This window comes from Paenarthrobacter sp. YAF11_1, assembly GCF_052113445.1.
Taxonomy (GTDB): domain Bacteria; phylum Actinomycetota; class Actinomycetes; order Actinomycetales; family Micrococcaceae; genus Arthrobacter.
Genome location: NZ_JBFRDF010000006.1, coordinates 239061 through 259792 on the forward strand (window position 1 = coordinate 239061; position 20732 = coordinate 259792).

The 20732-nt window shown below is 62.7% G+C and carries 17 protein-coding genes; 8 read left to right on the forward strand and 9 right to left on the reverse strand.

What is annotated here, in order from left to right; translation table 11 throughout:
* Window positions 1–6 precede the first annotated feature (6 nt).
* On the reverse strand, window positions 7–1086 hold the full coding sequence (cydB, locus tag AB4Y77_RS12180) for a cytochrome d ubiquinol oxidase subunit II (protein ID WP_442014126.1): 1080 nt from the start codon (window positions 1084–1086) through the stop codon (window positions 7–9).
* Window positions 1087–1103: 17 nt separating this feature from the next.
* Window positions 1104–2696 carry a cytochrome ubiquinol oxidase subunit I gene (locus AB4Y77_RS12185; protein ID WP_442014127.1) on the reverse strand — a complete coding sequence of 531 codons (1593 nt, stop codon included), beginning with the start codon at window positions 2694–2696 and terminating at the stop codon, window positions 1104–1106.
* Window positions 2697–2976: 280 nt separating this feature from the next.
* Between AB4Y77_RS12185 and AB4Y77_RS12190 the strand changes: the two genes are divergently transcribed.
* Together AB4Y77_RS12190 and AB4Y77_RS12195 are read left to right on the forward strand one after the other, a co-directional pair.
* Window positions 2977–3363 carry a BlaI/MecI/CopY family transcriptional regulator gene (locus tag AB4Y77_RS12190; RefSeq protein ID WP_011774471.1) on the forward strand — a complete coding sequence of 129 codons (387 nt, stop codon included), beginning with the start codon at window positions 2977–2979 and terminating at the stop codon, window positions 3361–3363.
* Window positions 3364–3368: 5 nt separating this feature from the next.
* Window positions 3369–4355: a M56 family metallopeptidase gene (locus tag AB4Y77_RS12195; protein WP_442014128.1), complete on the forward strand. Its 987-nt coding sequence runs from the start codon at window positions 3369–3371 to the stop codon at window positions 4353–4355.
* A gap of 35 nt (window positions 4356–4390) precedes the next feature.
* Here AB4Y77_RS12195 and AB4Y77_RS12200 read toward each other — a convergent pair whose 3' ends face one another.
* Window positions 4391–4927: a Chromate resistance protein ChrB gene (locus tag AB4Y77_RS12200; RefSeq protein ID WP_442014129.1), complete on the reverse strand. Its 537-nt coding sequence runs from the start codon at window positions 4925–4927 to the stop codon at window positions 4391–4393.
* A 34-nt stretch (window positions 4928–4961) separates the two neighbouring features.
* Between AB4Y77_RS12200 and AB4Y77_RS12205 the strand changes: the two genes are divergently transcribed.
* The gene (locus AB4Y77_RS12205) at window positions 4962–6155 is read left to right on the forward strand and encodes an MFS transporter (RefSeq protein WP_442014130.1); all 1194 of its coding nucleotides are present in this window, start codon (window positions 4962–4964) and stop codon (window positions 6153–6155) included.
* On the opposite strand, the gene AB4Y77_RS12210 is transcribed toward AB4Y77_RS12205, so the two are convergent.
* Window positions 6152–8260, reverse strand: coding sequence for a DNA gyrase/topoisomerase IV subunit B (locus AB4Y77_RS12210; RefSeq protein ID WP_442014131.1), 2109 nt, complete (start codon window positions 8258–8260; stop codon window positions 6152–6154). The two genes, AB4Y77_RS12205 and AB4Y77_RS12210, sit on opposite strands and share 4 nt — an antisense overlap.
* A 287-nt stretch (window positions 8261–8547) precedes the next feature.
* On the opposite strand from AB4Y77_RS12210, the gene AB4Y77_RS12215 reads away from it, so the two are divergent.
* Complete coding sequence (locus AB4Y77_RS12215; protein ID WP_018778705.1) at window positions 8548–8769, forward strand: DUF7455 domain-containing protein; 222 nt, start codon at window positions 8548–8550, stop codon at window positions 8767–8769.
* 192 nt (window positions 8770–8961) lie between these two features.
* Here AB4Y77_RS12215 and AB4Y77_RS12220 read toward each other — a convergent pair whose 3' ends face one another.
* The 4 genes from AB4Y77_RS12220 to AB4Y77_RS12235 form a co-directional block, all read right to left on the reverse strand.
* Window positions 8962–10272, reverse strand: a complete 1311-nt coding sequence (locus AB4Y77_RS12220; RefSeq protein ID WP_311214769.1) for an RNA polymerase sigma factor — start codon at window positions 10270–10272, stop codon at window positions 8962–8964.
* Window positions 10273–10530: 258 nt separating this feature from the next.
* Window positions 10531–11793, reverse strand: a complete 1263-nt coding sequence (locus AB4Y77_RS12225) for a DUF4192 domain-containing protein (protein WP_442014132.1) — start codon at window positions 11791–11793, stop codon at window positions 10531–10533.
* 100 nt (window positions 11794–11893) lie between these two features.
* Window positions 11894–13249 carry an MFS transporter gene (locus tag AB4Y77_RS12230; RefSeq protein WP_442014133.1) on the reverse strand — a complete coding sequence of 452 codons (1356 nt, stop codon included), beginning with the start codon at window positions 13247–13249 and terminating at the stop codon, window positions 11894–11896.
* Window positions 13250–13284: 35 nt separating this feature from the next.
* Window positions 13285–14223, reverse strand: coding sequence for a proteasome assembly chaperone family protein (locus tag AB4Y77_RS12235; RefSeq protein ID WP_442014134.1), 939 nt, complete (start codon window positions 14221–14223; stop codon window positions 13285–13287).
* 361 nt (window positions 14224–14584) lie between these two features.
* Between AB4Y77_RS12235 and AB4Y77_RS12240 the strand changes: the two genes are divergently transcribed.
* The 4 genes from AB4Y77_RS12240 to AB4Y77_RS12255 all read left to right on the forward strand — a co-directional run bounded on the left by AB4Y77_RS12240 (window position 14585) and on the right by AB4Y77_RS12255 (window position 20135).
* A complete protein-coding gene (locus AB4Y77_RS12240; RefSeq protein WP_442014135.1) occupies window positions 14585–16108 on the forward strand; it encodes a leucyl aminopeptidase in 1524 nt (507 codons plus the stop codon).
* Between the two features lie 295 nt (window positions 16109–16403).
* Window positions 16404–17786 carry a dihydrolipoyl dehydrogenase gene (gene lpdA, locus AB4Y77_RS12245; protein ID WP_311214764.1) on the forward strand — a complete coding sequence of 461 codons (1383 nt, stop codon included), beginning with the start codon at window positions 16404–16406 and terminating at the stop codon, window positions 17784–17786.
* Window positions 17787–17897: 111 nt separating this feature from the next.
* Window positions 17898–19646, forward strand: coding sequence for a 2-oxoglutarate dehydrogenase, E2 component, dihydrolipoamide succinyltransferase (gene sucB, locus AB4Y77_RS12250; protein ID WP_442014136.1), 1749 nt, complete (start codon window positions 17898–17900; stop codon window positions 19644–19646).
* 135 nt (window positions 19647–19781) lie between these two features.
* The gene (locus AB4Y77_RS12255) at window positions 19782–20135 is read left to right on the forward strand and encodes a hypothetical protein (protein ID WP_311214762.1); all 354 of its coding nucleotides are present in this window, start codon (window positions 19782–19784) and stop codon (window positions 20133–20135) included.
* 108 nt (window positions 20136–20243) lie between these two features.
* Here the strand turns inward: AB4Y77_RS12255 and AB4Y77_RS12260 are convergent, their stop codons facing one another.
* A complete protein-coding gene (locus AB4Y77_RS12260) occupies window positions 20244–20567 on the reverse strand; it encodes a VOC family protein (RefSeq protein WP_311214761.1) in 324 nt (107 codons plus the stop codon).
* Window positions 20568–20732 lie beyond the last annotated feature (165 nt).

Genomic DNA, 20732 nt, shown 5'->3' on the forward strand with positions numbered 1-20732 from the left:
AGGCGGCTAGTCTCCCTTGGTACCCGCGGCTGGCTGGCTGTCCTTGGAGATCAGGACCTTGGCAGCAATCGCCGGAAGGAAACCGTGCGCTTCAGGGATGTGCGCCGCGCTGACACGCCTGCGGAACACCCAGTAGGTCCAGGACTGGTAAGCGATCACCAAAGGCAGTCCTACGGCTGCCACAATGCTCATCAGGCCCAGCGTGTAGTCCGAGGATGATGCATTGGAGATGGTCAGGTTGAACGCTGGATCAAGGGTGGAAGGAATCACCACGGGGAAGGCTGCCCCGAAGATCGAAGCGGTGGCGCACACAATGAACGCACCCAGGGCACCGAAGGCCCGTCCTTCTGCCCCTGCCCGGGCCAACGTCCACGCCAAGACGACAGCCACGACTCCGGCCGCCACCAGCGCCCAGGTCCACGGCTTGCCGCTGAGGAATTGTACTGACAGCATCCAGCCGAACATCGGCAGCACCGCGAACGGCACCAACCGCACAAACCAGCGGCGGGCACGGTGCCGGACATCGCCGTCGGTCTTGAGGGCCAGGAAGGCAAGGGCGTGGACCAGGGCGAACGCCACCACACCGAAACCGCCCAGCAGCGCATAGCCGCTGAACCAGGACATCGGGCCGCCGCTGCGGTCTCCGTTGGCGTTAAGTGGAAGGCCAGTGGTGGTCAGCGCCAGTGCGGCACCAATGCCGAAGGCTGCGACGAAGGATCCGACGGCGATCGCCCAGTCCCAGCGGTTCCGCCAGCGTTCTGAGTCCACTTTGCCGCGGTATTCGAACGCGACAGCCCGGAAGATCAGCGCGGCCAGGACTGCCAGGAGCGGGAGGTAGAGAGCTGAGAACAGCGAGGCGTACCAGAGCGGGAAGGCCGCGAACGTGGCACCGGCCGCAGTGAGCAGCCATACCTCGTTGCCGTCCCACACTGGGCCTATGGTGTTAAGCAGCACACGGCGGTCCGTGTTGTTGCGGGCAAACAGCTTCATGAGCATGCCGACGCCAAGGTCAAAGCCCTCCAGGAAGAGGTAGCCCGTCCAGAGCACCGCGATGGCCACAAACCAGATGGTTGGCAACAGTTCCATTGTCAGTCTCCCCTGTTCTAGTAGGCGAATGCCAGGACGTCGTCGCCGGACTTGTCCGGACCGGCGTCGTTCTTGTCGTCGTCGTCCACGTCCTTGGCATGGTGGGCCAGCTCCGGCATCGCGGAGGCCACGCCGCCACGGATGTACTTGACCAGGAGCTTCACTTCGACCACCAGCAATACCGCGTAGATGGCGGTGAGGACCACCAGCGAGGTCAGGAGCTCACCGGCACTGACCCCCGGTGACACGGCGGCAGCAGTGAACATGAACACTTGGTCGATGCCGTTCATATCCGGGTTGGGCGCCACCACGAACGGTTGCCGGCCCATTTCAGTGAAGATCCAGCCCGCTGCGTTGGCGCCAAAGGGTGCGAGGATGCCAAAGACGGCGAGGCGCATGAGCCACTTCGATTGCGGTACTACGCCCTTGCGGGTCACCCAAAGAGCCAGCAGGGCGGCAAAAGCGGCGATCCCTCCGAAGCCGATCATCATGCGGAAGCCCCAATAGGTCACTTCCATCACGGGCACGTACTGGATTTCCTGTCCCGCGCGGTCGCCGTACAGCGGGTTRTCCGGGAGGTGGGTTCCGTACTTTTCCTTGTACTCCCCCAGCAGGCTGTTGACGCCCTTCACTTCTGTTGTGAAGTCGCCCTTGGCCAGGAAGGAGAGGATGCCGGGTACCTCGATCACGGCGACAATGTCATCGCAGTTGGTGGCGCCAAGGTTGCCAACACTCAGGACCGAAAAGCCCGTGCCGTCGTGGCAGGCCGCTTCAGCGGCAGCCATCTTCATGGGCTGCTGTTCAAACATCAGCTTGCCCTGCAGGTCGCCCGTGATGGCGGTGCCGGCAAAGGAAATCATGGCAACAATGGCACCGATCCGGAGGCTCTTCATCCACACGGTGTAGTCGGACTTGTCCCGGCCCGGAATCGCAGCTTCCCCAGGAACCAGCTTGCCGTCCTTGCCCACGACGTCAATGCCGTCATGCCGGCGACGCCACAGGTGGTACCAGGCGATGCCCAGGAGGAAGGCGCCGGCAACTGCCAGCGCACCGAACAGCGTGTGCGGTACAGCCACCAGGGCGGTGTTGTTGGTGAAGACTGCCCAGGCGTCGGTCATCACTGGCCGCCCGTCCACCATCTCCACCCCTACGGGGTGCTGCATCCAGGAGTTCGCCACGATGATGAAATAGGCGGAGAAAACCGAACCAATCACGGCGATCCACAAACAGGCAAGGTGCACGCCGCGCTTGAGTTGCTTCCAGCCGAAGATCCACAGCCCCAGGAACGTTGATTCAACAAAGAAGGCCAGCAGGGCCTCCAGAGCCAGCGGCGCGCCGAACACGTCACCGACGAACCGGCTGTACTCGCTCCACGCCATACCGAACTGGAATTCCTGCACGATGCCCGTGGCCACGCCCATGATGAAGTTGATGAGGAAGAGCTTTCCCCAGAACTTGGTCATCCGCAGGTATTCGGGCTTGCCCGTGCGGTACCAGATGGTCTGCATGATGGCCACCACCAGGCCCAGGCCGATAGTGAGGGGCACCATCATGAAGTGGTAGACGGTAGTGATACCGAATTGCCAGCGTGCGATTTCCAAGGCGTCCATGGCTGTCCTTTGTACGGCGGACCGAAGTACGATGACGTTACTTCTACGTTGCGTAGAAAACTTCTCTTCTACACAGTGTAGAACAAATGGCGGGCGACGAAACCCATTCTTCAAGTGGCGTAACCCACGCGCAAGGGCTCTCCGCGGGCCGCGGCGCGCCGAGAGTTCTACCTCACGTAGAATGAAGAGCTGAAAAGCGGTAGATTTATGGTGGAATGTTGGATCATCGCTCCCGGCAGCAGTTATCCTGCACCGGGAAGCGGAAGGTAGGGACGTATAGATGGCAAGTCTTGGGGAACTGGAACGGGCAGTGATGGATCTGCTCTGGGCAGGCCAGGAGGCTGCAACTGCCAATACCTTGCGCGATCTCCTGGCGCAGGATTCCGAGGCCGGAGACGGCACTGCGGGACATCAGGGCAAGGATCTGGCCGTGACCACGGTTCTGACCGTGCTGTCACGCTTGGAAAAAAAGGGCCTGGTGGAGCGTGAACGCGGTACGCGCCCGCACCGCTACCAAGCTGTTTCCAGCCGCGCGGACCACACCGCCGAACTGATGCATGAAGTCCTGGGCTCCGCTCCGGACCGCGAGGCTGTCCTGGCGCGCTTCATTGGTTCCGTCACCGAAAGCGAAGCCGCTACCCTGCGCAAACTGCTCGGCTACAATTAGCCACTATGTTCTGGACCTCATACCTTCTTGCGGTCCTGGCATTGATTTTGGCATGGCCCGTCCCGGTGCTGCTGTCCCGCGCCCAGTGGCCGGCACGCTCGCCGTTCACGGCCATGGTCCTGTGGCAGGCGATCGCCCTCGCCGGTGGATTGTCCATGATCGGCGCGATGCTGGTCTACGGCCTGGAACCCATCGGCGACAACCTCATAGCCGGGCTCAAGAGCCTGGCCGGGATGGTCTTCAACAACGAACCCACCACAGCGTTGGGCTTTTGGCACCTCTTCGCACTGTCCGCCGCAGCCCTGTTGACCGCGCACCTGGTTTTCACCCTGCTGCTGACCTATTACAAGATTGAGCGCCAGCGGCGGCGGCACCGCGAATTGCTGGCCTTGCTTGCCTCACCGTCCGACGACGGCCCTGGCACCGTGGTCATCAACCACGACTCCCCCGTGGCGTACTGCCTCCCCGGTGGCGCACGGTCCGTCACGGTGCTGTCCGACGGCCTGATGGCAGCCCTGGAGCCGGCTGAGCTCAGGGCCGTCCTCATCCATGAGAACGCACACCTGTCCCAGCGCCATGACCTCCTGCTGTGGGCCTTCGCCGCCTGGCGCCAGGCCCTGCCGTGGTTTCCCACCACGCGACTGGCCCAGACGGCGGTTAACTCCCTGATCGAGATGCTGGCCGATGACGTCGCTTTGCGGACCGAGAGCAAAGGCACCCTGATCAAGGCCATCGCGATCGTCGCCAGCGGAACCTCCCAACCTGCCATCGGAACCGGGGCACTCAACGCCGGCGGGGCTGTGGTGGAAGGCAATGCCGTCAGTGCCACCGGAGGCGCCGACTCGCCACGCACGACGGCGTCACGCGTCAGCCGCCTCCTCTCACCTCAGCCGCCACTTACCAAAGGCCTGCGCATCCTTGTCCTGGTGGCATCGGCCTTGCTGTTGGCTGTGCCCACGGCGCTGTTGATCGTCCCCGGCCTCTTGGGCTGAGCGGAGAAATACCGGCCAGCCGGCGAACGCGGAGGCTACTCCGGCAGCGTGGCCTCGTACACCAGGGATGCGTAGCCTTCCAGTGCTTCCGCGCAGCGAGCCAGGTGGGCAGCAGCTTGCCCGGCATGCGGCAAATGCAGGACATCCCGCGACTTCAACTCCCGGTACCACCGCCGCAAGCGCTCCAGGCTTTGCTCCTCTTCTTCGAGTTCGGCGAACGTGAACTTACGCCGCGAAATCTCCTTGGCTATCTCCTGCTCAAACTTGCCACAGTCTGCCGTGAACTCCGCCCATTCCTCCAGCCGGGCAGCTTCGAAAGCACTGCGGAAAGTCTCGGCGCCGCCCTCACGCGGCGAAGCGTCTACCAAGGTCCAGGATCCCTCGCCCTTGGCCACCAGCGCCCCGGTCTTCTTGAGTCCCTCGTCAAAGGCCGGGTGGGCAGGGAGCACCCAGGTACCGGGCGACAGCGGAACGGCCCCCATACGCCGCAGTTCCCGCCAGACAGCCACACGGTGACGGGACGGCTGGGAAGGAACCTGGACCAGGATGATTAACCATCGATCTTCAATCACACTGTTGAATGTAGCAGCTGTTACATTGTGAAGCGTGAATCCCACTGACACCGCCCCCTTCCCCATCAAAGCGACCCAGCGCTGGCCTCTCTACGCGGCGGGATTCACCACCGCCTTCGGCGCGCACGCTGTCGCGGCCGGCCTCGGGGCGGAAAGCGCGGACATTGGATTGAGCTTGTTGGCCTTGGGCCTCCTGCTGGCCTTGTACGACATCGCCGAAGTGTTCCTCAAGCCGGTGTTTGGCGCCTTGAGTGACCGCATTGGTACAAAACCGGTCATCGTGGGTGGGCTCTTGGCCTTCTCCGCGGCCTCACTGATCGGGTTATGGGCCGACCAGCCTTCCATGCTCGCCGCGGCGCGACTGGGACAGGGCATGGCGGCTTCGGCTTTCTCACCGGCGTCATCGGCCAGCGTGGCCCGCCTTGCGGGGAAGAACACCGGACGTTACTTCGGACGATACGGTTCGTGGAAGGGGCTCGGCTACGCCATAGGACCGCTGCTGGGAGCTGTTGCCATCATCGCTGGTGGGTTTACGCTCCTGTTCGGGATCCTGTCCGCCCTGGGCCTCATGGTGGCCCTGTGGGCTGCGGTTGCGGTGCCTCGACTGGCACCACTGCCCCGTCCCCGGTACACCATTGTCGATGTCTGGCGCCAGAGCACCGAGAGATCATTCCTGGGCCCCACAATGGTCCTTGCTGCGGCCACCGGAGCCCTCGGCGCAGCCGTCGGCTTCCTTCCTGCCTTGGCAGCACGCGAAAGCCTTGGCACCGCGGGAAGCGTGGCAGTTGTGACGGTCTTGGCCCTTGCCTCGTCGCTGATACAACCGCGCATCGGCAGGCTGCGGGACCAAGGCCTCCTCGCCGACAAGCCAGGCATGGTGGCGGGCTTGCTCTGCATCGCAGGGGGCACGCTGATGGCCGGGCTCATCCCCGGAGCGGCCTGGATCTACCTTGCCGCCGTCCTGATCGGGGCAGGGATAGGCGTTTCCACCCCGCTGGCCTTCGCGCACCTGGCAGACTCAACCCCCTCCGAACGGCTGGGCAGAACCATGGGGTCTGCTGAGCTTGGACGGGAACTCGGCGATGCCGGTGGTCCGTTGTTGGTGGGCGGAATCGCCGTGGCGGCAGGGCTTCCCTGGGGATTGGGAGCCTTGGCACTGCTGGTGGGGCTGACGGCATTCGCCGCGCCAGGAACCAAGGAAACAACGGCTCCGCCCACGGCCGGCTAAGCGTCGATGCGTTCCCGGTCCAGCGTGGCGGCGCCGGCAATGATGAACTCCTTGCGGGGCGCTACATCTGAGCCCATGAGAAGGTCAAAGACCTCTTCAGCGCGCTGGGCACTGTCGATGCCAACCTTCCGCAGGGTCCTATGCCTCGGGTCCATGGTGGTCTCAGCCAGTTGCTGGGCATCCATTTCGCCAAGGCCCTTATACCGCTGGATGGGCTCTTTGTAGCGCTTGCCTTCCTTGGCGAGGTTGGCCAGGAGGACATGGAGCTCCGCCTCAGAGTAGGTGTAGATCATCTCGTTGGCCTTCTGGCCGGGGTTGATCACTTCCACCCGGTGCAGGGGCGGCACGGCTGCAAATACGCGGCCCGCTTCCACCATGGGGCGCATGTAGCGGAAGAACAGTGTCAGCAGCAAGGTCCGGATATGGGCGCCGTCCACGTCGGCGTCGGTCATGAGGATAACCTTGCCGTAGCGGGCTGCCTCAATGTCGAAGCTGCGGCCCGAGCCGGCCCCCACTACCTGGATAAGCGCCGCGCACTCGGCGTTGGACAGCATGTCCCCCACGGAAGCCTTTTGGACGTTCAGGATTTTTCCGCGGATGGGCAGCAAGGCCTGGAAATCGGAAGACCTGGCGAGCTTGGCTGTACCCAGGGCGGAGTCACCTTCAACGATGAACAGCTCCGAACGGGCAACATCGTCCGTACGGCAATCGGCCAGCTTGGTGGGCATCGAGGAGGTTTCCAACGCATTCTTGCGACGCTGCGTTTCCTTGTGAACCCGTGCCGAGATGCGCGACTTCATCTCGCTGACCATCTTTTCCAACAGGAGCGCCGACTGCGCTTTGTCGTTGCGGTTGGCCGAGGTCAACCGGCCAGTGATCTCCTTTTCCACCACCTTGGCCACAATGGCCCGTACCGCCGAGGTGCCCAGGATCTCCTTGGTCTGGCCCTCGAACTGCGGCTCCGCAAGCCGGACAGTCAAGACAGCGGTGAGCCCGGCGAGAATGTCATCCTTCTCGATTTTGTCGTTGCCGGCCTTAAGCTTGCGGGCATTCGTTTCCACAGCCTTACGGAAGGTCTTCAGCAGCGCTGCCTCGAAGCCCGACTGGTGGGTGCCGCCTTTGGGAGTGGCGATGATGTTGACGAAGCTGCGCATGGTGGTTTCGTAGCCGATGCCCCAGCGCAGGGCAATATCCACCTCACAATCACGTTCGACTTCCGCGATCTTGCTATGCCCGTTCTCGTCCAACACCGGGACGGTTTCCTTGAACTTACCCGAGCCGTGGAGTCGCCAAACGTCCGTCACCCCGGCATCTGCAGCCAGGAACTCAACGAATTCCGAGATGCCGCCGTCATGGTGGAACACTTCCTCGTGTGCACCGTTCTCGCCTGGAGTTCCGGGGAGGTTGCGGTCATCGCGGACCGTAATCTTCAGCCCAGGCACGAGGAATGAGGTCTGTCGGGCCCTCGCGGCGAGGTCGTCGTAGGAGAACTTGGCATCAGGGGTGAAAATCTGCCGGTCCGCCCAGTAGCGGACCCGGGTTCCCGTCACGCCCCGCTTCGCCTTGCCCACTACGTCCAGCACGGACTTCTCAACGAACGGCTCGAACGGCGCCTCGGGGCCTGGCTTGGAACCCGAATCCACGAACCGGCCAGGCTCACCCCGACGGAATGACATTTGGTAGGTCTTACTGCCGCGGTCCACCTGAACATCCAGTCGGCTCGACAAGGCATTGACCACTGAAGCGCCGACGCCATGCAGACCACCGGATGCCGTATAGGAACCGCCGCCGAACTTACCGCCCGCGTGCAGCTTGGTGAAGACGACCTCGACGCCGGAGAGGCCGGTCTTGGGCTCAACGTCCACCGGGATGCCGCGGCCGTCATCGTGGATTTCCACAGAGTTGTCGGCGTGCAGGATCACCTTGATGTCATGACCGAAGCCCGCCAACGCTTCATCCACGGCGTTGTCGATGATTTCCCACAGGCAGTGCATGAGGCCGCGGGAGTCGGTGGAACCGATGTACATGCCCGGGCGTTTGCGGACCGCTTCCAGACCTTCAAGGACAGACAGGTGCCGGGCGTTGTATTCAGAACTCGGTGCCACTCGCGGTGTGCTCCTTCGGGGTATATCTCAGGGTGTATCTCGGGTACTTCCCAGCCGTTATTGTGCTGGTGATTGCCGGTTATGTGCCGGTGATTCAAGGCAAACACTGCCCATACTAGGCTAGCCCCGGCGGCCCAGTCGCACTGGTTGCCACTCCCAGTCCGGGCCGAGCTGCCTGGTTACGTTACGCACATGTGATACGCGGACAGCGAAAGTGACCCATCCTTGCCATGGATCTGCGTCGAATGCTGGTTATATGGATGTACGGAACTACTAAGGAGGCCGACATGACAACAGCAGTTGCAGACCGCACGCTAAACGCAGCTGACCGGTGCGATCGTTGCGGAGCCCAAGCATATGTCCGCGTTGTACTCGAGTCCTCCGGTGGTGAGCTTCTTTTCTGCGGCCACCACGCACGTGCAGTTGAAGCTACGCTCCGGCCCATGACTTCCGACTGGCACGATGAGACCGAGCGCCTCAACGAGAAGGCACCCGTCCCCGTCGACTAGGCAGGGCAGCCCGCACAGCGGACTCCCATTTTCACCAAGTATCGCGATGATCAGAAAGCAAGGCCCCTCCCACCAGGGAGGGGCCTTGCTGCTTTCCGGCTGTGGCCGCGTGGTGCTTCATACCCGTGGCGGTCAACAAAAAAGCGGCCCGGTCGGTCATCCGACTGGGCCGCTTTTGCAGTGCGGGCAGATTTAGTCCAGGTAGTCCCGGAGGACCTGCGAACGGGACGGGTGCCGCAGCTTGGACATTGTCTTCGATTCGATCTGGCGGATGCGCTCACGCGTCACTCCGTAGACCTTGCCGATTTCGTCTAAAGTCTTCGGCTGGCCGTCGGTCAGGCCGAATCGCATGGCCACAACACCGGCTTCGCGCTCGGACAGGGTGTCCAGCACCGAGTGCAACTGCTCCTGGAGAAGGGTGAAGCTGACAGCGTCGGCCGGAACTACAGCCTCCGAGTCCTCGATCAGGTCACCAAACTCGGAGTCACCATCCTCGCCGAGCGGGGTGTGGAGGGAGATCGGCTCGCGACCGTACTTCTGGACCTCTACAACCTTCTCAGGGGTCATATCCAGCTCCAGTGCCAGTTCTTCAGGCGTCGGTTCGCGACCGAGGTCCTGGAGCATCTGGCGCTGTACTCGTGCCAACTTGTTGATGACTTCCACCATGTGCACCGGAATACGGATGGTGCGGGCTTGGTCAGCCATGGCGCGGGTGATGGCCTGGCGGATCCACCAAGTGGCGTATGTGGAGAATTTGAAGCCCTTGGTGTAGTCGAACTTCTCCACGGCACGGATAAGGCCCAGATTGCCTTCCTGGATCAAGTCCAGGAAGAGCATGCCACGGCCCGTGTAACGCTTGGCCAAGGAAACGACGAGACGCAGGTTGGCCTCGAGCAGGTGGTTCTTGGCGCGCTTTCCGTCGTGGATGACGAACTCAAGCTCACGCTTGAGCTTTGGATCCATGGATCCGTTGTCGGCGTTGATCTTTTCCTCAGCAAAAAGGCCGGCTTCAATGCGAAGTGCCAGGTCCACTTCCTGCTCGGCGTTCAGCAGGGCGACCTTGCCGATTTGCTTCAGGTAGTCCTTGACGGGGTCGGCAGTCGCGCCTGCGGACATGACCTGCTGGACCGGGGCGTCGTCGTCGTCGGCGTCGGAGTAGACGAATCCCGAGCCGGACGGGGCAGGCTTGTCCTTGGCGGCAGCTGCGCCATCCTCGGTGTCATCTTCGCCGGCTTCGACTTCCTCCGCTGCTGCGGGATCAAAGTCTTCGTCCTCGGCAGTGGCTTCCTCGGAGTCGGAGCCGGACTTGTTCGCGGCCTCAGCGGCGGCCTTCGCGCCGGGCTTGGGGCCACGCTTCTTGGGTGCGGGCTTGTCAGAGTCGCCCTCTGAAGCCTTGTTGGCAGCGCGTGTCGCCGCGCGCTTTGCCGATGTGGCCGCCTTCTTTTCCTCGGCAGTCAATTCGGCCTGGGCGGCGGGTTCCTTCTCGACGGAAGACGGAGTCACAGAAAACCTTTCTAGCGGCGGTCTGTGGAATCACCATACGGGCAACACCACTATGACCCTGTCAAGTCCGCGATCAATTTCAAATGCGATCGCCGTCTGCAGAGTCTGTAGATAGAACTCCCGACAACGCTGTTTTGTTCCCGTTTCCGGGCCAAAGCAGGCATTCAAACGCGGACCCAACCGGGTCTCGGCATCCATTGTCTCACGGTTTTGCGAATCCCACGCCTGATGAATTCCCACCACGCGGGTACAGGCCCCCTATACATGCGCCTGCCTGGATCCCCGCCATGCCGAGTCGGGCCGGCTCGCCCAACGACAAACGGCGCCCTGGCGCAGGACTTTCATCAGAAGTTCGGCAAGTCGATAACCCGGCCGGGCCGCTTCAGCCCGGACAAGGCACGCGTGGGCCATTGAGCCACTGCCCTTGCACCACGAGATCCACCCTTGAAGCGTGAACGCCGCGGCAGCCACTTCACCTGGTTCGTCTTCCACGCACAGCCCGGCGAGAACATGGTGCAACGCATCAACGAGGCTCCAGCACGGCGTATCCGGCCGCATTCCCAGCAGGACATCCCCATAAGTGAAGACGTCCCCCGGCCCACGTGAACCACTCGGCGCAATGGTTGGCGGAGCGGCCGCGGATGCCGGAACGCCGAGTTCGCCAACATCAAACGGCGGCGCGCATGACTCGTCGTCATCGCTGAAAAGTCCAAAGGCAGCAGCGCCGGATTTTGCAGAGTCCATGCCGGCGGCCGCCATCACCACCACCGCGTCCCGCCAAGCCGGAACCTTCAGCGTGGTCCGGAGGAATCCGATGAGTTGCGCATCAGTCGCCGGCTGCAATGCAGCGCCATGTTCAAACGTGGCGAGGACATGATGCCAGACAGCAAGGACGGATTCCAGGCATCGCTCACTGCGCCACATGCCCAGGATGCGCTCCCCGAATCGGGACTCCGCTTCCATCACGGACGGATCAAGCGGTCCTGATCTGGCAAATGAAGGTTGTTCGGTCACGCTCCTTGGCGACGGACCGACCACACTCCCCTGGTACACGAGCTCAGCACTCAGCTGGCTGTCCTTGATACGGGCGACCGGAAGTCCTGGATCCGGGCAACAGCCATGGTCCGAACAGAAGGCGCTGCGCCAGTACTGGGTGCCGATCAACCAAGCGTCCCGCACCGACAGATCAACCTCGTCGAGTGACAGCTGCAATGCTTCAATCAGCGGCATCGCCTGCTGGAACACGGTGCCATCGGCCCACCCGGCATCAGTGTAAACAGCAAGCATCACACCATTGGCGGCTTCGTCCGCGACCAGGTAATGGCGTATCTGCTCGGCGAAGCCGGCAAGTGCCCGGGGCGAGTGGCCGGACGGTAAGTCCACCCGCAGCGTGGCGCCCAGGATTTTCCCCTGCACGGTGATGGCAACCAGGCTGTCGTCCGGCCAATAGCCCAGCAGGTGCGGGATATAGCCAAGAATGTCTTCAGGCCGGTGGATGCTCAGTGTTCTCTTGGTGGTCATGCATCCAGCCTGCCTACCTCCGGGCAACCGAAACAGAGCACACCTTGCCTATGTGGAAAAGCCCGTCAAAAGACCGCCCAGGCGAGGGCCGGCAGCCGCTCTAATGATCCCCTGCGGCGGTGTTGCGCGAGGCGCGCCTTCGTTCCATACGCTCGCGGCGCTGCTTGGCCAGGGTCGCCACCAATGGCTGTACATGGATCCCCTGGGCGGCCATTTGGCGCCGGACTTTACGCCGCGTCACCAGGATAAGGACCGTTCCCAGGCCCAGCAGCAGGAACTGCACGCTGAGTGCGATGCGGAATGGTGCCAGGCCGTACAAATCTCCGCCCGAGAAACCACTGGCATTCAGGACGTCCAAAACCACGCCAATGAGGTAGATGGCAACGAGTGCCGCAATGAAGCCACCAACATTCACAATTCCGGTTGCCGTGCCGATCCGGTGTGAAGGGTTGAAGGTCCTCGCAAAGTCAAAACCGATCATGGACCCCGGACCTCCGACCGCCAGTACTACTACCAGGACCACCAGCATCCACAGCGGAGCGCGGTCAGGAAGAAGGAGTACGGCAGCCCACGCCACAGCAGTGGCCAAGGTGATCAGGAGGACCATCGCTGAACGCCGCATGGGGTGTTTTGAGACGAAGCGGCCAAATCCCGGACCCGCAATGATGGCGGTTGCCACAAAGAGCGCCATCAAAGCGGAGACAGTTCCGGCATCCAGGCCCTGGGCCGAGAGCAGGAACGGGTAGCCCCAGGTCATGGCGAACAGGTTTCCACTGAACTGCACGGTGAAATGGCTCCACAGACCCAGGCGGGTTCCCGGCTGTTTCCAAGCACGCGACAGGGAGACTCCCGTGGCCCTGAGGCCTTGGCCGGACTCTTTGGGCGGATGCCCGGGAGGGGCATCCCGCAGCATCGCTAGAACCAGCACGACAGCCAGCACGGACATGGCGGCCAAGGTGAGGAATGCGGGGGTCCACCCTGCGGTGTGAAGGAGCAGGGCAAACGGAACCACGCTGAAGAGCTGACCCAACTGTCCGGACATCCCGGTGAGCTGGGTAACCAAGGGAACCTTGGCAGGAGCGAACCACAACGGCACCAGGCGGATCACCGAAATGAAGGTCATGGCGTCCCCGGCACCCACCAGGACCCGGCCCAGCACGCCTCCGGGCACACTGTCCGCGAACGCGAGCTGCAATTGGCCCAGCCCCATCAGGACTGCTCCACCGGCGATCATGGCCCGTGAGCCGAACCTGTCCACCAGGACACCCACCGGAATCTGCAGCCCTGCGTAGACCAGGAGTTGAAGCACGGTGAAGAAGGAGATGGCAGCAGCACTGGCGTTAAACCGCTCAGTAGCTTCCAATCCAGCAACACCAAAGGACGTTCGTTGGGCCACCGCCACCAGATAGGCGAACACGCCGATCGTCCAGATAAGCCAGGCGCGGGGTGCATTCACCCTTCAATTATGCCTGTCACCGCCTGAAAGATGATTTATTGAGGCGAGTCCTTACGGGCCAAATAGGCCTCGACGGCCGCTCCGATGTCCTCGGCATTGGGCAGCTCATCGTTTTCGTCTGCCAGCAGCGAGCGGCGGACTACGCCCTCGGATTTCTCGTCGTACCGGGTCTCAAGATTGGTGACCACCGCTTGGACCTCTTCCGAGGCCTCGATCTGTTCGGCGATCTGGCGACCAACGTCCCGGCCGGACTCACGCAGCCGGTCGGTGGGCAACATCAGCGATGTTGCGGCCCCCAAGTACTCCAGGCCGGCCACGGCCGCCGGAGGGTATTCGGCTTCTGACAAGTAATGCGGAACATGGATCACATAGCCCGCAACGTTCCGTTCCGCTTCCGTCAGCCGGAGTTCAAGGACGTGGCCGATTGCAGCCGGAACGTCCACAGTGGGCTTCCAGCTGGAAATACCCTCGATGAGATCGGGGCGGTTGCCATGAACGGTGACTCCCACGGGCCGTGTGTGCGGAACAGGCATGGGAATGGAGTGGATCCAGGTGACCAGGTTGACGTCCAGCTCTTCAACAATCCCGACGACGGCCCGAGAGAAACGCTCCCATTGGAGGTCCGGTTCGAAGCCGGCCAGCAACAGGAACGGTTGACCGAGGCCGTCAGTCAACTTATACAGACCCAGCTTGGGAGCCTGGTAATCCTGCAGGTGATCTTCCACGAAGCTGATGTGGGGGCGCCGCGAACGGTAGTCGATCAGTTGGTCGGCATCGAACATGGCCACTACCTCGGCGTCGAGCTCGTCCAACAGTTCCGCGTTGATCTGCCGAACTACCTGACCGGCATCGGCAAAGCCCGTGAATCCCATGACCATGTTCAGTCCGCGAAGCTCGGGGCTGTGGAAGGTCTCAATATTTCGCGCATACAGCGATTCGGGGTCCAGGAGGGAGCCGGATATCCGTTCAAACACGGCGTGTTCCTTTCGCAATGACAGAGTTAGGGAGGTCCCGCCCAACATCGGACAGACAACTGGTGAGGTGACACCCTGCGACATCACACCACTCGGCACCGCTATATGGCTGCGGGACGCTATTAATCCATACAACGCTGCACGGCCAAAGGGCATTCCTGCCCCTGATGTGCCGCAGCTCTCATTTAATTGCTGTCCGCAGCGTTTCAGAGACTACGATCGAAACGGGTCCACGTCCTTTGCGGCGCTGGACCTGCAGACCAAGGCCGCCGTCGCGAGGCGACGTCGGGCGCGTACCGGGGCAGGCCGCCAAACATGCGGGCCCGCCATGCAATGCAGAGAGAAGTGAGGACACATCCTCGTGGTCAAGACTACTGACATCATCCTGGGCATCATCGCCAAGGACCTGAAAAAGTCCCCCAGCGACGCACTTGTGATCGGCGTTGCCCAAGGCGCGGACGGGCCGGTACTGCTAGCCAACCCGTTGAGCGCGAAGGCCGCCGAATCCGTTGCAGGGTCCCTGAAGCTCTTGGGGATCACCGGGGCACCGGACCAGGCGCACCGGCTTCCGGGCCTTCCGGAGACGGGCTCGGGGATTCTTGTCCTTGCAGGAGTAGGAAAGCCCTCCGACGACGGCAGCCTGAGCGAAGAATCCCTGCGTCGCGCCGCAGGGTCTGCCGTCCGGCAGTTGGCCGGCCTTGCGTCGGTAACGTTGGCGTTCCCAACCACCGGCCTCGCCGACGTCGCGGCAATCGCCGAAGGTGCCTCCCTTGGCGCCTACTCCTACACGGAGCACCGTTCCAGCAAGGACGGGCTGAAGGCCCCTGTATCAAAGGCCCTGATTTTTTCCGATGTCGATCCCAAGGACGCACAGCCGGCACTGGACCGTGCTGCTGTTGTGGCCCGCGCCGTCAACGCCACCCGGACCCTGGTCAACCAGCCTCCCAGCCACCTCTACCCGGAGTCCTTTGCCGAATCCGCCAAGGAACTCGCCAAAGGCCTGCCCGTCAAGGTCACTGTCTGGGATGAAAAGCGCCTGGAAAAGGAAGGCTTCGGCGGCATCCTTGGCGTGGGCAAGGGTTCAACGCGCCAGCCACGCCTTGTGAAGGTCGAATACACGCCGGCCAAGGCCACCAAGAAGATTGCGCTCGTGGGCAAGGGCATCACGTTCGACACCGGCGGTATCTCCATCAAGCCGGCCCTCGGCATGGGTGACATGAAGAGCGATATGGCGGGCGCCGCCGTCGTCCTTAACACTGTCCTGGCCATCGCTTCGCTGGGCTTGAACATCAAGGCGACTGCGTGGCTCTGTATTGCGGAGAACATGCCCTCGGGTGCTGCGGCACGGCCTGCCGACGTCTTCACCATCTACGGTGGAAAGACCGTCGAGGTCCTCAACACCGACGCCGAAGGGCGCCTGGTCATGGCCGACGGACTCGTCGCTGCCAGCTTGGAGAAGCCGGACGCCATCATTGACGTTGCCACGCTGACCGGCGCCCAGCTCATCGCCCTGGGACTGCGCACCGCTGGTGTCATGGGCTCCGATTCCGTCACCGCTGCCTTGAAGTCAGCGGCAGACCGCGCAGGCGAGCTGGTCTGGCCGATGCCGCTGCCCGAAGAACTGCGCCCAAGCCTCGATTCCCAGGTGGCAGACCTTGCCAACATTGGGGAGCGCAACGGCGGAATGATGACTGCGGCTGTTTTCCTGCGGGAATTCGTCGGCAAGAACGGCGACGGCCAGCAGATCCCTTGGGCGCACGTCGACATTGCGGGCCCGTCGTTCAACAACGGCAGCCCGTACGGCTACACCCCTAAGCAGGGAACCGGATGCACCGTCCGCACCCTGGTTGCCTACGCCGAGGATCTGCTCGCAGTCTCCGCCTAAGCGGCGAGCCCCCGCCCTTCCGGGCCGCGACGGCCCTTGCAGGACATCCTGCAAGGGCCGCGCAACCCCGGAATTATGCGGCGTGTAGCGCTGTGTCACAAGTGAACGTGAGTCTGGACACAAGCGCTCCACAAACACCCGCAGAGGGTGGAGCATGGGTAGGTGGTTCGCTAAGGTGAACTCGATAGTCACAAATGCAAGAGAACTTAGGTGCTGGCATAATCACGGCAGAACAAGTTCCAAAGACCAGATGGCACGCAGTCCCGTGTCATCATTCACGCGAGGGAGCGTTTTAGTGGCCGATCAGGCAACTGCGCAAGAATTCGACATCCTGGTACTCGGTGGCGGCAGCGGCGGCTACGCCACTGCCCTGCGGGCCGTTCAGCTTGGGTTCACCGTTGGCCTTGTGGAAAAGGCAAAGCTCGGCGGAACCTGCCTGCACAACGGTTGTATCCCCACCAAGGCACTCCTGCACTCGGCCGAACTGGCCGACCATGCACGCGATTCCGCCAAGTATGGTGTGAACGTCACGCTGGACAGCATCGACATGCCGGCCGTGAACGCCTACAAAGACGGCATCATCGCCGGTAAGTACAAGGGTCTCCAAGGACTCATCAAGTCCAAGGGCATCACCGTCATCGAGGGTGAAGGCAAGCTCCAGGGCAACAACACGGTAGTTGTCAACGGCACCCCCTACACGGGCAAGAACATTGTCCTGGCGACCGGTTCCTACTCACGCTCCCTGCCTGGCCTGGAAATCGGCGGCAAGGTCATCACCTCGGACCAGGCGTTGACCATGGACTACATCCCCAAGAGCGCAATCGTCCTCGGCGGCGGCGTCATCGGCGTCGAGTTCGCTTCCGTATGGAAGTCGTTCGGCGTGGACGTCACGATCATCGAGGGCCTCCCCTCCTTGGTTCCGAACGAAGACGCATCCATCGTCAAGAACCTCGAGCGTGCCTTCAAGAAGCGCGGCATCAAGTTCACCACCGGCATCTTCTTCCAGGGTGTTGAGCAGAACGACGACGGCGTCAAGGTCACCTTGGTTGACGGCCAGACCTTCGAAGCCGACCTCCTGCTCGTTGCAGTTGGCCGTGGTCCCGTCACCGCCAACCTGGGCTACGAAGAAGCCGGCATCAGCATTGACCGCGGCTTCGTCATCACCAACGAACGCCTCCACACCGGCGTTGGCAACATCTACGCCGTCGGCGACATCGTCCCCGGCGTCCAGCTCGCACACCGCGGCTACCAGCAGGGCATCTTCGTCGCCGAGGAAATCGCCGGCCTGAACCCGGCAATCGTCGAGGACATCAATATCCCCAAGGTCACCTACTGCGAGCCCGAAATCGCCACGGTCGGCTACACCGAAAAGGCCGCCAAGGAGAAGTTCGGCGACGACCAGGTGCAGACCCAGGAATACAACCTGGCCGGAAACGGCAAGAGCTCCATCCTCGGCACCGGCGGCATCGTCAAGCTCGTACGCCAGAAGGATGGCCCCGTAGTGGGCATCCACATGATCGGCTCCCGCATGGGTGAGCAGATCGGTGAAGCCCAGCTGATCGTGAACTGGGAAGCCTACCCGGAGGACGTGGCCCAGCTGGTCCACGCCCACCCCACCCAGAACGAAAGCCTGGGCGAAGCCCACCTTGCCCTCGCGGGCAAAGCTCTCCACGGCTAAGTCTTACCAAGACCCACGGTTCAGGTGCATGCGGCGCAATATGCCGCATGCACCTGAACCGGACCAGCAGAATTCATCCGCACAAAGATCAATAAGGAGAACGGGGACGACATGTCTGAATCCGTTAACTTGCCCGCCCTCGGTGAGAGTGTCACCGAAGGAACCGTCACCCGCTGGCTCAAGCAGGTTGGTGACCGGGTGGAGATCGACGAGCCGTTGCTCGAGGTTTCAACCGACAAAGTAGACACCGAAATCCCTTCTCCGATCTCAGGCGTCATCGAAGAAATCCTCGTCGCTGAAGACGAGACGGCTGAAGTCGGCGCCCCCTTGGTCCGCATCGGCGACGGCTCCGGCTCCGGCTCGGCTGCTCCTGCTGCCGAGGCCGCTCCGGCCGAGGAAGCACCTGCCGCTCCGGCGGAGCAGGCAGCACCTGCCCAGGAGGCTCCGGCTGCACCAGCAGCCGAGGAAGCTCCTGCTGCCGAGGCCCCCGCCGCTTCCGGCGGCGAAGGCCACGAAGTTACCCTCCCCGCGTTGGGTGAGAGCGTCACCGAAGGTACCGTCACCCGCTGGCTCAAGGCTGTCGGCGACACCGTGGAGGTGGACGAACCCCTCCTGGAGGTTTCCACCGACAAGGTCGACACCGAAATCCCGTCGCCGGTTGCAGGCACCCTGCAGGAGATCCGCGTCAACGAGGATGAGACCGCTGAGGTTGGCTCCGTCCTGGCCGTCATCGGTTCCGGTGCAGCCGCACCGGCGGCCGCTCCCGCCCCGGCCGCGGCACCTGCTGCTGAGGCCCCGGCTGCACCTGCTGCTGCTCCCGCACCCGCCGCCGCTCCCGCACCTGCTGCCGCTCCGGCCGCTGCTGCACCGGCACCTGCTGCTGCACCGGCTCCCGCTCCTGCTTCACCCGCAGCTGAGGGTTCTTCGGAATCCGGTTACGTCACTCCCCTGGTCCGCAAGCTTGCCAACCAGCATGGCGTGGACATTGCCTCCGTCTCCGGCACCGGCGTCGGTGGCCGCATCCGTAAGCAGGATGTCCTGGCCGCTGCCGAAGCCAAGCAGGCCGCCGCTGCTCCCGCAGCATCGGCTCCCGCGGCTCCTGCTGCCAAGGCTGCTGCTCCGGTAGTAGCGTCCTCGCTGCGTGGCACCACGGAGAAGGCGCCGCGTATCCGTCAGGTCATCGCCCGCCGCATGCGCGAGTCCCTTGAGGTCTCCACCCAGCTGACGCAGGTGCATGAGGTCGACATGACCAAGATCGCCAAGCTCCGTCTCAAGGCCAAGAACCAGTTCCTGGCCCAGAATGGCGTCAAGCTCACCTTCCTGCCGTTCATCGCCAAAGCTGTCGCTGAGGCCCTGAAGCAGCACCCCAAGCTCAACGCTGCCTACGACGAATCCAAGCAGGAAATCACCTACCACAACGCCGAGCACCTGGCGATCGCCGTCGACACCGACAAGGGCCTCCTGGTTCCGGTCATCTCCGACGCCGGCAACCTGAACCTTGCGGGCCTCGCCGGCAAGATCGCTGATGTTGCAGGCCGCACCCGCGACGGCAAGATCGGTCCGGACGAGYTGTCCGGCGGTACGTTCAGCATCACCAACATCGGGTCTGTCGGCGCTCTGTTCGACACCCCGATCATCAACCAGCCGCAGGTGGGTATCCTCGGGACCGGCGCGATCGTCAAGCGTGCCGTGGTGGTCGCCGACGAGAATGGCGATGATTCGATTGCCATCCGCTCCATGATGTATCTCTCCCTGACGTACGACCACCGTTTGGTGGACGGCGCAGACGCCGGTCGCTTCCTGCAGACCCTCAAGGCCCGCCTTGAGGAAGGTGCTTTCGAAGCTGACCTTGGCCTCTAGGGCTTAGCGCCACAAAGGTCCGCCTTTGGCGCGAAGGGGCAGGTCACCGGGAAATCCGGTGACCTGCCCCTTTGCTGTATCCACCTCCGCGTGGCTTTGCTACAAGACGTAGAACCAACTCGATAAGCTGGGACCATGAGTATTCTCTTCAACATCCTGGTGTTCTTGCACATCGTCGGCGCAGCCATGATTGTGGGCTACTGGATCGCCACCATCAAGGAGCCAACCATCCACCCCCGCCAGCGTGATGGCGCTTTCCTGCAGCTCCTGACCGGCATCGCCATGATGGGCTTGTTCCCCTTGCTGCCTGATGCCGATCCCAACTACTTCAAGCTCGGGGTCAAGTTCGCCATTGGCGTGGCCGTGGCAGTCCTGGCCGTCATCGGTTCCCGCAAGGTCAAAAAGGGCGAGCCTGTCTCCACCGGATTGGCTCATGGTGTAGGCGGTCTTGCCCTGGTGAACATCGCGATCGCCACGCTCTGGAACTGATCCGGCGCCTTCCTGACGCCGGCAGCCGTCCCACTCCACGACCATGCGGAGAGGGACGGCTGCTTTTTCGTGGCGGAGGTGGTAGGAGTTTGCCCGTGAGGCAAGCGCCTATTCCTGGGCTATGCAGAATTCGTTGCCTTCGGGGTCTTGCATGACATCCCAATGGAAGTCGCCAATGCTGTGGCCTTCCACGAAGGAAGCTCCCAACAACTCCGCCTTGTGCCGCAAAGCAGAAGGGTCGGCGTCGTGGAGGTCCAGATGCAGTCTGCGGCGGCCCTCCGTCGGCGCTGCGACCTCTTGAAACGCCAACTGGGGAACTCCTGGTTCTGCGGGCCGCAGCCAGATGAAGCCCTCATGGCGGCCGGATACCGGCATGTCCAACAGTTCCGACCAGAAGGCTGACAATCGGGCAGCGTCAACTGCATTGATCATGATGGACGCGATTCTCGGGCCTCGGCCCTTCCCTGCAGGTGGTTGTACTTCCGTCTCCATCCCGCCAGTCTAGGGGGTCACAATCCACTGACAGCGGAATGGCCGTGCGGTCCCACCGGCAAATCCCTAGGATGGAACCCGGTGGCACCCGCCTCGGGCTGGGTG